Source organism: Pseudooceanicola atlanticus (assembly GCF_000768315.1).
In the GTDB taxonomy this organism is placed as follows: domain Bacteria; phylum Pseudomonadota; class Alphaproteobacteria; order Rhodobacterales; family Rhodobacteraceae; genus Pseudooceanicola; species Pseudooceanicola atlanticus.
This window is the reverse complement of sequence record NZ_AQQX01000036.1, coordinates 1-11,411: the sequence shown is the minus strand read 5'-3', so window position 1 is coordinate 11,411 and position 11,411 is coordinate 1. Positions and strand designations below refer to the sequence as shown.

The following is an 11,411-nucleotide window of genomic DNA, read 5'->3' as shown; positions in this document are numbered from 1 at the left end:
TGAAGTTTATGTTAACCAACTGGCGCCCTGAGCCGCTAAAACATTACGATTTGATAATGCCCCGGCAAGGGCAGTGCCACCGTACCAAAGTTACTCCTTTGCGAAAGGAGCGACCATGTTCAGAACTTTCGGATTGCTCTTGGGTCTCGCAACTGCTGTAGTTCTTTTGTTTATGGTTTCGAACAGATGCTGTCTTCTGCGAAGGCATCTGATTGAAAGCTACTCTACCTTTCACTTGCCCAGGCGATTGCCGCCTTCATTTCCGCCGGGTCGAACTAACGGAGTTCTGCCGTGGTCAGCACGTCGGCGAACCTGGTTCCCCACTCCAACAAAGCCCCTTCGCCCACCACAGCGACGCGGCGGAAGTCATTCCTATGGGCTGTGTCGATTTTCAGATCTTCGAGCAGAGCGGACGGCCCATCGTAGCCTTCGAACCTCGTGAGATCGAGAACCAGGCCGGGCTTACTTGTCTCTTGCAGGCGCTCATGAAGCAGGGCGTGCATCCGTTTCAGGTCGCTTTCGCTGAGCTTGCCCTCGCAGGCGAGGCCAATCGTGTCGTCATGAGCTGTCAGTGTCTCGGTGAACATGGTTTTCCTCCTCTTTTTCCGGTTTGCCGTGACCGTAAAGGTCAGCGTTTTCGTGTGCGCGGTCTTCGTGCTCAAATTCCAGACTCGAATGACCGATGCTGAAATCGTCCTTCAGCCGGTCCTTGATCGCGGCCTTGATCTTTTCGATTTGACCCCAGCCGTCCGCTGTCAGCACGACGTGGCAGTCCAGAGCCGCCTCGTGCTCCTGCATCTGCCACAGATGCACGTGATGAACGTCCGCGACACCATCCACACCCCGCATCGCCTGAACGACGGTTTCATTATCGATGTCCGGTGGACTGCCGAGCATCAGCGTCCGAATCGGACCGCCGATCTCGGTAAATGCGAGGTAGAGGATGTAGAGAGCGATGCCGATGGTGATCGCCGGGTCGACCCACCGCATGTTGTAGAGGAGGATGAGCGAGCCGCCGATGATGACCGCCACGGAGGCCAAAGCGTCCGATAGGTTGTGCAGGAAGAGCGCACGGATGTTCACGCTGCCTTTCTGCATCGAATAGGTGAGCAGCGCCGTCAACGTGTCGACGACCAGTGCCACACCGCCCAGGATCACCACCGTCCAGCCCTGTACCTCTGGTGGGTCGATCATGCGCATGCCACCCTCGTAGATCAGGTAGAAGCCGATCAGGATAAGTGTCGTGTAGTTGATGAGCGCTGCGACGATTTCTACCCGCCCATAGCCGAAGGTCATGCGCTTGTCCGCCGGGCGGCGAGCGATCTTACGCGCGAAGAAGGCGATCACCAGCGACGCCATGTCCGAGAAATTGTGGAGGGCATCCGCGATCAGCGCGAGGCTGCCGGAAAGGATCCCGCCGACGATCTGCGCGACCGTCAGGAGGCCGTTGGCCCAGATGGCGATGGAGACGCGACGATCACCGGATTGAGGATCGATGTGGGCGTGGCCGTGATCATGCGGCACGGTTCGTCTCCTCATGGCGGTGGTTCGGCCGATCGAATCCGGGGACCGGCGGCAAGATTCCGCGGCGGATGCGGCGAACCCTGGCATTCATCCAGTGACGGATGACGTGGCGATAGAGCAAGTCGCGCACAAATCCGAAGTTCTGGCGGTGATTGACCCATCCGTCGCCCAAGTCCACCTCTACCCAGGAGTGGAGGATTTCGGACGGCGCGAGGGGATAGACGAGTTCCGGAACGACGCCTCTCTGAAGCGCCTTGTGGATTGTGAACCCGTGCAGTCGGCAGCGAACTCCCACGCCACGCAGCAGGGCCATGAGGAGCGTGCCCTTGGTGTTGCACTGCCCGTGGCCATCTGCGAGGACCTCGGACGCCGGAATGTCGTCGGCGCGGTTGTAGCCGAAGGTAATCTCGTTCCTGACGAAATCGTAGATGGCCCCAATTCGGTCGTCGCTGGGAAGGTCTGCCCAGCCGCGCTCCTCGATCAGTTTTGCAATTGAGGTCGCGTCAAAATCCAGCAGCCGGGTTTTGGCCAAATGAGGGTCGGCGGGGTTCACGGGATACCTCCTCGAATCGTTCACGAGAATATGTAGTTGCTACAGTCACTGTAGCTTCAAGCCCCGATTTCAGGCCGAGTCCTTGGTTACCTGATCGTCATTGTGCACCGCCTTGTGGTGTTCACCATGCGCGTCTCTCAGGATTCCGACGCCACCCCAGGCCGCGATGCCGGCGACAATCACGCCCACGACAAGGTCCGGCCAATTCGTTCCGAGCCAGGCTACGAGCCCGCCTGCGACGACGATTCCGAGATTGGCCGCGAAGTCGTTCCAGCTGAACGTATTCGCCGCTCGGATGTTTACGTCTGGATCGCGAAGCCGTGCCAGCAGCCAGACGCAAAGTGCGTTGATGGCCGCCGCTACCAGCGCCATGACAATCATGATCGTGCCAAGAGGATCCGATCCGCCGACGTAGCGGCGCCACGCGTCATACAGGATTCCAAGGGCGAAGAGGATCAGCAGGCCGCCCGAAACGTTCGCCGCTCCGCGCTTCCACTTGGCGGAGCGGGACAGCGCGAAGAGGCTGATCGCGTAGACGAAACTGTCCGACAGATTGTCGAGGCCATTGGCGATAAGCGCGCTTGACTCGCCGAATGCGCCCGAGGCGAAGAAAGCGACTGCCAGCCCGATGTTGAGACCCAGCACGATCCAGAGTGTGCGTCTTTCCGTTGCGTTTCTCTGCTCCGCCATGCCGGGTATCCAAATTAGTGAATTGCCAATGAGTAACTAACACCGGGCTTTTTGCGTTCCGATCAAAGGTCGTCGAAATTGCTCAGGCGCCGATCTCTTCATGGTCGGTCAGGCATTCGGAATGGTCGCGCAGTACCTCGAGCACACGGCAATCAGAAGTCTGTCCGCCGCTGCACTCATGCACCATCCGCTTCAATTCCGTCCGCAGCGCCTCGAGCCGCGCCAATCGTTGCTCGACCTGTTTGAGTTGCCGACGGGCTATTGCATCCGCCTCAGCGCAGGACTTTCCCGGATGATCGCTGAGATCGAGGAGCTCACGGATCGCGTCCAACGAGAACCCCAGTTGCCGTGCGTGCCGGACGAATGACAAGCGGTCGAGTTCGGCGTCGCCATAGCGTCGTTGGCCCCCCTCGGTCCTGCCGGGCTCAGGCATAAGTCCGATCTGCTCGTAATACCGGATGGTCTGCACCTTTGTTCCGGTCTTCTTCGCCAGCGTCCCAATCGTCAGCATTTCCGCTCCCCACATTACCTACAGTGGGTGTAGCTTTATGCGGTGCGCATCACAAGCTTCACCCGAGTTTCACAGATCGGTGATTGTTGGCCGATCGATGACAATCACGCTTGAACCTACAGTAGCTAGAGGATGTAAACGCACACAAAATATAGAATCAGGTTCGGGCGGAGCGGCGTGAGGCTTTCAGGTCTTCAGAAGGTATTGTGGGTGTTGGCGGGCGCGGCGGCGTTCGTTTTCATCTGGCTGTTGCTATGGTCCGACTACCGTGCCGATCTTGCCCGCACCGAGAGTGAACCACCGTTTCTTGCTGATTTCGAACTGACCGATCATCGCGGCATGGTCCAAACGGACGAAGATTTCGCAGGGCGCTGGATGCTGGTCTTCTTTGGCTTCACCAATTGCCCCGACGTCTGTCCGACAACACTGTCCGAAGTCGCGGCCGTGATGGAGGGCCTGGGCGATGAGGCAGCAATGGTTCAGCCGATTTTCATAACGATTGATCCGGAGCGGGATACGCCGACTGCACTTGCCGAGTATGTGCCCCTGTTCGACGCAGGGATCATCGGGCTGACCGGTACACCGGAGCAGATCGCCGCGACATCCGAAACCTTTCCGATATTCTTTGAGCGGATCGAGCAGGCGACTGCGCCGGGCGGATACACGATGGGTCACACGTCGCATCTTTTCCTTTTCGACACGCAAGCAGGCTTCGCGGACTCCTGGCCCTACGGCACGCCCGCCGAAGAGATCCTCGCCGATCTGAGACAGAGGATCTGATCGTCATGACCCGACTTTCCGGAGAGACGGCCCTTGGCCTGGCCTGGATCATCGCGCTCACCGCGTCGCTTGCCGTGCTCTTCATCGGCGAGGTTCTGGGGCAGACACCTTGCGTGCTCTGCTGGTTCCAGCGTGCCTTCATGTTCCCCTTGGCCATCATCCTCGGGCTTGGGCTGTGGTGGCAGGATCGGCGCGTGGGTCGCTACGGGATCGCGCTGGCTTTGGGCGGTGCCGCCGTCGCGCTTTGGCACTTGGGCCTCTATGTCGGCGTTATCCCCGAGCGTATCCAGCCCTGCACGGCGACCGGCCCATCCTGTACCGACGACAATCAACTGGTCTTCGGCATTCCGATTCCTTTGATGGCGCTCGTCGCCTTCGCGATGATCGGTCTGCTGTCGGCTCTCTCACTGAAGGAAACACAAAAATGAAGCGACGCGGCCTCATCCTGTCCGTTCTCGCGCTCGGGGTCGCCGGTTTCGGCGGTGCCGCCTGGTATGCCACCCGCCCCGACCCGATTGCCGCGTCCGATCCCATCGACCCTGAAATGGCCGACGCGCTGATCCGACCCTATTCCCCGATCCTCGGGCCCGAGGATGCGCCCGTAACCATCGTTGAATTCTTCGACCCGGCCTGCGAGGCATGCCGCGCTTTCTATCCGGTCGTCGAGGATATCATGGCGGAGCACGGAGACGCGGTGCGCGTTGTAATCCGCTATACGCCTTTTCACGGCGAGGCGTCGGTAGAAGCGATCCGTGTGCTCGAGGCGGCGCGCATGCAGGACGTGTTTGAACCTGTGCTCGAGGCAGTCTTGCGAGAGCAGCCCAGATGGGCGTCTCACGGGACCCCGGCACCCGGATTGATCCTTGAGATTGCAGCAAGCGGAGGTCTGGATGTCGAAGCTGCCCGGACACAGATGCTGGCCCCCGGTGTTGTGGCGGTGCTCAACCAGGACCGCGCCGATGTCGAGACAGTCGGGGTCCGCCAAACGCCCACGTTCTTCGTGAACGGCAAGCCTCTCGATCCGTTCGGTGAGGCCGAATTGCAGAGGCTGGTGGCAGTGGAAGTTGCGGCAAGCCAAAGCTGATTTGCGGAGGCAGGAGAAACGAGTGGTGAAGAAGTTGAGATATACCAATGCATTGGCCGTGCTTTTGACGGTTGCAGGGCTGTCGGCCCCCGCACTGGCCGGTTCGGAGGATGTCGTGGTCGAGAATGCGTGGTCCCGCGCCTCGATCGGCGTCAACAGGCCAGGTGCCGCCTATATGACCGTGCGCAACACGGGTGAAGACGCCGTTACGCTGACCGGACTTGCGACACCGCTGGCAATGATGCCCGAGATCCATGAGTCGAAAACCAACTCCGATGGCGTCAGTTCCATGGCGCCTGCAGGCGAGATCACGATTGAGCCCGGCCAAAGCGTGGCATTGGAGCCGGGCGGGTTGCACGCCATGCTCATGAAGCTGCAAGAGCCGATGACCGAAGGCGAGAATTTCCCGCTGACACTGACCTTCTCGGATGGCGGCAAGGTGACGGTCGAGGTCCCAATCCTCGGAATCGCCGCGCGTGGACCGGAGGGCTGATGCAACGTCGGCAGCTCCTTCTATACGGCGCAGCCGGTGCCGGCGTTCTTGGCCTGACGCTCTTCGTGGGCTGGTGGCGGGTGGACGGGCCCGGTGCGCCTGAACCAAAAGGGCAGCGGCCCCTGCCCCTATCGGCGATGGAGTTCCGGCTGACCGACCACGAGGAAAATGAGGTAGGGCCTGGCAACCTGATCGGTCGTCCCACAATGGTGTTTTTCGGGTTCACCTACTGCCCGGACGTCTGCCCGACGACCCTATCGGATATTTCCGGCTGGCTTGAGGAACTGGGCGACGAAGCATCAGAGATGAACGTGGTCTTCATCACGGTCGACCCGGAGCGGGACACGGTCGAGGCCATGGCCGAATATGTCGGCTATTTTCATCCGGTCATTCGTGGCTGGACGGGGCCGGAAGACCAAATTGCCCGCGCTGCAGAAGGGTTTCGTGCCTCATTTGAGCGCGTCCCGACTGAGGGCGGCGGCTATACGATGAACCATACGGCAAGCGTATTCCTGTTCGATGCCGAGGGTGAGCTCGTCACCATGATCGACTATCACGAGCAAAGAGAATTCGCGGTGCCGAAGATCCAGCGCGCACTGACAGAAGACGTAGAGGGGGCAACATGAAGATAAGAACTGTCTTGGCGGCCGTTGCGGTCGCAGGCGCATTTTCGGTGACCGCCATCGCCATCTCTGGCGTTCTGTCCAAAGAACCGGTGCCCCCTGCGATTGCTGAAGCGACCCTCTGGACTCCCAATCCGCTTGCGCCGCCTCGGATTACCGAAACCAATTCGGTCCGCCCTACACTCGCCCAGGCGGATATCGCATTCGAGTTCAGACCCCGGCCGCTCCTGACCGTTTCCCCCGCTGATACCTCCTTGCCATCTATCGAGCCCCCGCTGGTCACCTGGTCGCGGGAGATTGCGTCCGGCGAGACGCTTGATGCGGTCCTTTCCGATGCGGGGCTGGATGCTTCGGATCGCGCCGAAATCGCCTTGGCGATTGGCACGGAATACGATCTGCGCCGTCTGCGTCCGGGTCACATCATTACGGTGGTTTCCACAACGGACGACAACCCGCGTCGTGTAGAGCTCGCCGTCGAAGACGGTGTCCGGATAGAGGCGGTCTTCGGCGAACAGCTTGCCGCCCGCGTGTTGGACCCGGATCCCGAATTGGTGACTTTCGCCGGCGAGGCGGTGATCGAGAGCTCGATTTTCGCCGCCCTGAACACGGCAGACATCCCCGCCCGTTTTGCGGTGGACCTGGCGCAGATGCTGGGCGGCACCGTGGATTTCCGTCGTGATCTTGCGGGTGGCGAGACGATGCGCCTCCTTTGGCGCGAGGCCCGAGACGGGAACAAGAGGATTGGTCAGCCCGAGCTTGCCTTTGCCGCACTGGATATCGATGGCTCGGTCTATGAAATCGTCTGGCCGAACGACGGCAGCGGCCAAGCGACGATCTATGTCGACGGAGAAGTCCTGCGCGTGTTTGCGCAACCGGTCGAAGGTGCACGGCTGAGTTCTGTGTTCGGGCGCCGCACCCATCCGGTCTACGGCAATGTACGGATGCACACAGGAGTCGACTTCGCGGCGGCGCGCGGCACGCCGGTACAGGCGACGGCGCCGGGCCGCGTTAGCTTCATCGGCCGACGCGGTGGGTATGGCCGGGTCGTCGAGATCGCTCATGGCTCCGACACCCTGACGCGCTATGCGCATCTGAGCGCCGTACCGGACGGGCTCACACAAGGGCAACGCGTGATGGCCGGAGATATGATCGGGCGGGTCGGTGCGACGGGTACCGCGACAGGCCCCAACCTACATTACGAAGTGCTGGTGGACGGTCGCCCAACCGACCCTCTCTCTGACGACCGATTGGCAGAGGCGGCCGAGCGTGAAGCGGACGACACGGCCGCGCTTGAGCGACTGCGTGAGGCGCGTTCACTTCTTGCTGAGAGGCTCGCCAGCGAATTTGCACAGACGACAACCGAAAGGCTTTGATCCATGAAACGATTTACTCCCGCCCTTGCCATCGCATTTGCCTTGCTTCCTGCGGCGCAGGCCGTCGCAGAGGCGATTCAGATCGACGTCCGGAAGACAAACGGCTGCGGCTGTTGCCTGTCCTGGATGAAGCACCTCGAGGAGAATGGCTTCGCGCCGATGGGCGAGGACATGTTCGGAGGATCTCTTGTGCGCTTCAAACTCGACAATGGCGTGCCGCAGCGCATGGTCTCCTGCCATACGGCTTTGGTCGACGGCTATGTGATCGAGGGCCACGTGTCGGCGGCTGACATCCAACGCCTGCTGGAGGACCGGCCAGACGCGGTAGGCCTGGCGGTGCCGGGAATGCCCTACGGGTCGCCCGGCATGGGACCGGAGGACGACCGGGAGGCTTACGATGTCTTCCTGATCCACGAAGACGGATCGACCGAGGTCTACACCAGCTACTCGGCTCCTGACTGAACTCGCGGCAGAACCTTAACAATTGGAACCCCTCTCCCCCATAGCGCTTGGCTTTCTTGGAAGCCTGGCCGCCGGATCGCTGACCGCGGTCGGGGCGGTCCCCGTTCTTTTTGGGCGCATCCCGTCCCGGGCCACGCGCGATCTGCTGCTTGGCTTCGCGGCGGGTGTCATGCTCGCGGCTTCGTTCTTCTCGCTGATCATCCCGGCTCTCGACGCAGCTGAAGGACAGTTCGACAACGGTGCTCTCCCGGCGGCCATCGTATGTGTTGCGATCCTGCTTGGCATGGGCGCGATCGCTCTGATGAACGAACGGCTACCGCATGAACATTTCAAGACGGGGCGGGAAGGTCCCGACGCCGCATCGCTGCGGCGCGTCTGGCTTTTCATCATCGCGATCACTATCCACAATTTTCCCGAAGGGCTTGCCGTCGGCGTCGGGTTCGGGGCTGACGGTTTGTCGGGCGGGTTGCCACTTGCGATCGGTATTGGATTACAGAATGCCCCCGAAGGTCTGGCGGTGGCGGTTTCGTTGCTCGGCGAGGGCTATTCCAGGCTTCGCGCCTGGGGCATCGCCGCTCTGACCGGTCTCGTCGAGCCCGTCGGTGGACTTCTCGGCGCAGGGATTATCAGTCTTTCGCAACCGCTGCTGCCCTGGGGTCTCGCCTTCGCAGCAGGTGCGATGCTCTACGTCATCAGCCACGAGATCATTCCGGAAACCCACCGATCCGGCCATCAGAACAGGGCGACGCTCGGCCTCGCCGTTGGTCTTGTGATCATGTTGTTCCTCGACGTCTGGCTGGGATAAGCTGATGAGAACTTGCCTCTTCGTCGGTCTGCTTGCTGCGCTGATCGCCTTTCTTGTCGATCAGGCAACGAAGGCAATCGTTGTGTCCAATGCGACTGTTCTTAGTTCCGGCGTATCGGTCTTTCCCGGCTTCAATCTCATCTACCTGCGCAATGACGGAGTGACCTTCGGGCTTCTCGGCGGCGCGCCGTGGTGGAGCCTTGTCTTACTGGCGCTTGGCATCTGCGTCTGGCTGGCGTTCATGCTGGTCCGTACCAGCAGCCGGGTCGAGGCCATTGCCTATGGTGCGATCATCGGCGGTGCACTCGGCAATATTCTGGACCGCCTGCGCTATCGTGCGGTGACGGATTTCCTCGATTTCTACATCGGGACGGCGCACTGGCCTGCCTTCAACATGGCCGATGTTTTTGTGGTTGGCGGCGTGATGCTGCTGCTCATTGCGCCGTGGGTTGGCGCTCGACTTCAGACCGATTCATGAAGCCGGGATTGCCGCAGTTCGTTAGTGAGGACCTGAACCTGTTCCAGCGCATGGGTCTTGCCCTTGCTGCCGGCGGATTGACGGTTTTGACTCTTACGCCGTTTTCTTGGCTCATCGCGGTCCCTGTAGCCTTCTCCGTGCTCTTTATCGTTCTCCGGAACATCTCAACCTCGCGCGCTTTCCTTGTCGGTTGGGCTTTCGGACTGGGCCAATTCGGGATTGGAATTTCCTGGATCGCCGAGAGCTTTTACGTCGATGCCGAACGTTTCGGCGCACTGGCGATTCCGGCGGTCGCGGGTCTGTCCGCCGGACTTGCCATCTTCCCGGGCATGGCGGCGATGCTTTTTGCCGCCATCATGCAGCGCCGAGCTGTCGGCGGCATTGCGGCAGGCCTGCTGTTTGCAACCTGCTGGGTGGCCACGGAATGGCTGCGGGGTCATGTCCTGACAGGGTTTCCCTGGAACCTTGCCGCTTATGCCCTTGTCGACTATGCCGCCCTGCGCCAACCCGCCGCCTGGGTCGGAAGCTACGGTTTGGGCTTTCTCACGGTCTTCATCGGCATATTGCCAGGTGTGTTGACTGTGGCGGCGCCAAAGAGACGCGCGCCTGTTCTCGTGCTCTTCGCCGTTGCTGTGGCGGGTTTCTGGGTTGGCGGTGCGCTTCGGTCAGGGCAGGACGTGCCGCCGACAGACGTTGCTTTGCGCATCGTCCAAGGCAATGTGCCACAAGTCGAGAAGTGGGTACCGGGCAGCCGCCAGCGAACCTTGGAAAAATACCTGGGCTTGTCCGCGCAACCCGGACGTTTCGATTTGCTGCTTTGGCCGGAAACGGCCTTCCCCGGCTTTCTGGACGAAGATGCTGCGGCACGCGCGCGGATATCTGCAGCTTTGCCAGACGGCAGGATCCTACTGACAGGTGCGCCTGACCGAGTGGAGGGCGATGGGGGAACCAGATATTTCAACACGGTTCAGGCCTATGACGGCAGCGGCGAGGTTCTGACGGGGTATGCAAAACATCATCTTGTTCCGTTCGGGGAATATGTGCCCCTGAAAGGCTGGCTGCCCATCGAGCGGCTGACCGAAGGGTTGGGCGATTTCACGCCGGGACCAGGGCCGCGCACGCTGGCGATCCCTGGCGCGCCTCTGGTCGCGGTGGCGATCTGTTACGAGATCATCTTTCCGGGCCACGTGGTCGATGACCTTTTCCGCCCCGACTGGATATTCAACGCCACAAATGATGCCTGGTTCGGAACCAGCATCGGACCCGAGCAGCACCTCGCCTCCGCGCGGATGCGCGCGGTCGAGGAGGGACTTCCCGTGGTCCGGGCGGCCAACACTGGGATATCCGCGATCATCGACGCCAATGGAAATGTCGTCGCGCGTCTTGATACCGGGGAAACAGGCACCATTGATGCCGGCCTGCCGGGCGCGCGTACTCCAACGCCCTATGCGCGGTTCGGCGACTGGACCTTGTTGGTTCTTGTTTTTGGGTGCTGGGTCTTCGGCTGGCTGGCCAGTTTGCTCGGACGAGATCCCGATGCGCGGCATTTTGGAACGGAGGTATCCTGATGCTTGTGATCGTGAGCGCTATCGGAGGCGCGATCTGGGGTGGCTATCTGGCACGACGGAGGAGGGGGAATCACCTGGATATCCTCCAATATGCGGTAGCGTCTGCGATCGCCTTCGGACTTGTCGCCCTGTTTGCAACCATCGTGCTGTCGCGGGTTCTCGGCTAGCGAGCTTCGAAATTGCGCAAACGTGTCAGCGGCTTGAAGACCTGATAGCTCGAGGTCCCGATAGAGAATCGCGCGAATGTGCATCTAGGCGAGCTCATTTCTGATTGAGCCGTCGCTCGAACGCCTCCAATGTCGTCCCGCTGACGTGATGCTCGATCCCTTCCGCATCGCGTTCCGCGGTCTCTTCGTCGATTCCCAGGCTCAGAAGAAAGGCGACGACGACCCTGTGGCGGCGTCGACAGATCTCCGCGAGGTCCTGCCCGGCATCGGTGAGGAATATCGCGCGGTATGGCTCCCGCC

16 protein-coding genes are annotated in these 11,411 nt (G+C 60.9%); 10 read left to right on the top strand and 6 right to left on the bottom strand.

From position 1 onward, the window contains the following. Positions 1-275 precede the first annotated feature (275 nt). From ATO9_RS23125 to ATO9_RS23105, 5 genes are all read right to left on the bottom strand, one after another. Positions 276-587 carry a SpoIIAA family protein gene (locus ATO9_RS23125; protein ID WP_007803481.1) on the bottom strand — a complete coding sequence of 104 codons (312 nt, stop codon included), beginning with the start codon at positions 585-587 and terminating at the stop codon, positions 276-278. Further along, on the bottom strand, positions 559-1,524 hold the full coding sequence (locus tag ATO9_RS23120; protein WP_007803480.1) for a cation diffusion facilitator family transporter: 966 nt from the start codon (positions 1,522-1,524) through the stop codon (positions 559-561). The genes ATO9_RS23125 and ATO9_RS23120 overlap by 29 nt, the downstream gene beginning before the upstream one ends. Next, positions 1,514-2,077 (bottom strand): transglutaminase-like domain-containing protein, encoded by a 564-nt coding sequence (locus ATO9_RS23115; RefSeq protein WP_007803479.1) that lies wholly within the window; start codon positions 2,075-2,077, stop codon positions 1,514-1,516. The genes ATO9_RS23120 and ATO9_RS23115 overlap by 11 nt, the downstream gene beginning before the upstream one ends. A 69-nt stretch (positions 2,078-2,146) precedes the next feature. Beyond that, positions 2,147-2,767 carry a cation efflux transmembrane domain-containing protein gene (locus ATO9_RS23110; RefSeq protein WP_008327361.1) on the bottom strand — a complete coding sequence of 207 codons (621 nt, stop codon included), beginning with the start codon at positions 2,765-2,767 and terminating at the stop codon, positions 2,147-2,149. Between the two features lie 82 nt (positions 2,768-2,849). Beyond that, positions 2,850-3,278, bottom strand: a complete 429-nt coding sequence (locus tag ATO9_RS23105) for a MerR family transcriptional regulator (protein WP_007803476.1) — start codon at positions 3,276-3,278, stop codon at positions 2,850-2,852. A 213-nt stretch (positions 3,279-3,491) separates the two neighbouring features. Between ATO9_RS23105 and ATO9_RS23100 the strand changes: the two genes are divergently transcribed. Genes ATO9_RS23100 through lnt form a run of 10 tightly spaced genes read left to right on the top strand, consistent with a single transcriptional unit; the run spans position 3,492 to position 10,944 of the window. Then, a complete protein-coding gene (locus tag ATO9_RS23100) occupies positions 3,492-4,058 on the top strand; it encodes an SCO family protein (RefSeq protein ID WP_007803475.1) in 567 nt (188 codons plus the stop codon). 5 nt (positions 4,059-4,063) lie between these two features. Continuing rightward, the gene (locus ATO9_RS23095) at positions 4,064-4,486 is read left to right on the top strand and encodes a disulfide bond formation protein B (RefSeq protein ID WP_007803474.1); all 423 of its coding nucleotides are present in this window, start codon (positions 4,064-4,066) and stop codon (positions 4,484-4,486) included. Next, positions 4,483-5,142: a DsbA family protein gene (locus tag ATO9_RS23090; RefSeq protein ID WP_007803472.1), complete on the top strand. Its 660-nt coding sequence runs from the start codon at positions 4,483-4,485 to the stop codon at positions 5,140-5,142. The genes ATO9_RS23095 and ATO9_RS23090 overlap by 4 nt, the downstream gene beginning before the upstream one ends. Before the next feature lie 22 nt (positions 5,143-5,164). Next, positions 5,165-5,635, top strand: a complete 471-nt coding sequence (locus tag ATO9_RS23085) for a copper chaperone PCu(A)C (protein WP_008327335.1) — start codon at positions 5,165-5,167, stop codon at positions 5,633-5,635. Then, the gene (locus ATO9_RS23080) at positions 5,635-6,261 is read left to right on the top strand and encodes an SCO family protein (protein WP_007803468.1); all 627 of its coding nucleotides are present in this window, start codon (positions 5,635-5,637) and stop codon (positions 6,259-6,261) included. The genes ATO9_RS23085 and ATO9_RS23080 overlap by 1 nt, the downstream gene beginning before the upstream one ends. Beyond that, entirely contained in the window at positions 6,258-7,631 is a 1,374-nt protein-coding gene (locus tag ATO9_RS23075) for a M23 family metallopeptidase (RefSeq protein WP_007803467.1), read from the top strand. The genes ATO9_RS23080 and ATO9_RS23075 overlap by 4 nt, the downstream gene beginning before the upstream one ends. Positions 7,632-7,634: 3 nt before the next feature. Next, the gene (locus ATO9_RS23070) at positions 7,635-8,093 is read left to right on the top strand and encodes a DUF411 domain-containing protein (RefSeq protein ID WP_043755165.1); all 459 of its coding nucleotides are present in this window, start codon (positions 7,635-7,637) and stop codon (positions 8,091-8,093) included. A gap of 22 nt (positions 8,094-8,115) precedes the next feature. Then, positions 8,116-8,898 (top strand): ZIP family metal transporter, encoded by a 783-nt coding sequence (locus tag ATO9_RS23065; protein ID WP_007803463.1) that lies wholly within the window; start codon positions 8,116-8,118, stop codon positions 8,896-8,898. A gap of 4 nt (positions 8,899-8,902) precedes the next feature. After that, the gene (lspA, locus tag ATO9_RS23060) at positions 8,903-9,376 is read left to right on the top strand and encodes a signal peptidase II (protein ID WP_007803461.1); all 474 of its coding nucleotides are present in this window, start codon (positions 8,903-8,905) and stop codon (positions 9,374-9,376) included. Then, entirely contained in the window at positions 9,373-10,944 is a 1,572-nt protein-coding gene (gene lnt, locus ATO9_RS23055; protein ID WP_043755162.1) for an apolipoprotein N-acyltransferase, read from the top strand. Before lspA ends, lnt begins: the two co-directional genes overlap by 4 nt. Positions 10,945-11,205: 261 nt before the next feature. On the opposite strand, the gene ATO9_RS23045 is transcribed toward lnt, so the two are convergent. After that, on the bottom strand, positions 11,206-11,411 hold a 206-nt coding region (locus tag ATO9_RS23045; RefSeq protein ID WP_043755160.1), incomplete at its 5' end, for an iron dependent repressor, metal binding and dimerization domain protein.

Excerpts from the sequence above, each read along its gene's own strand:
- ATO9_RS23125 (WP_007803481.1), bottom strand. The coding sequence starts at position 587 with ATGTTCACCGAGACACTGACAGCTCATGACGACACGATTGGCCTCGCC.
- ATO9_RS23110 (WP_008327361.1), bottom strand. The coding sequence starts at position 2,767 with ATGGCGGAGCAGAGAAACGCAACGGAAAGACGCACACTCTGGATCGTG.
- ATO9_RS23105 (WP_007803476.1), bottom strand. The coding sequence starts at position 3,278 with ATGCTGACGATTGGGACGCTGGCGAAGAAGACCGGAACAAAGGTGCAG.
- ATO9_RS23095 (WP_007803474.1), top strand. The coding sequence starts at position 4,064 with ATGACCCGACTTTCCGGAGAGACGGCCCTTGGCCTGGCCTGGATCATC.
- ATO9_RS23090 (WP_007803472.1), top strand. The coding sequence starts at position 4,483 with ATGAAGCGACGCGGCCTCATCCTGTCCGTTCTCGCGCTCGGGGTCGCC.
- ATO9_RS23080 (WP_007803468.1), top strand. The coding sequence starts at position 5,635 with ATGCAACGTCGGCAGCTCCTTCTATACGGCGCAGCCGGTGCCGGCGTT.
- ATO9_RS23075 (WP_007803467.1), top strand. The coding sequence starts at position 6,258 with ATGAAGATAAGAACTGTCTTGGCGGCCGTTGCGGTCGCAGGCGCATTT.
- ATO9_RS23070 (WP_043755165.1), top strand. The coding sequence starts at position 7,635 with ATGAAACGATTTACTCCCGCCCTTGCCATCGCATTTGCCTTGCTTCCT.
- lspA (WP_007803461.1), top strand. The coding sequence starts at position 8,903 with ATGAGAACTTGCCTCTTCGTCGGTCTGCTTGCTGCGCTGATCGCCTTT.
- lnt (WP_043755162.1), top strand. The coding sequence starts at position 9,373 with ATGAAGCCGGGATTGCCGCAGTTCGTTAGTGAGGACCTGAACCTGTTC.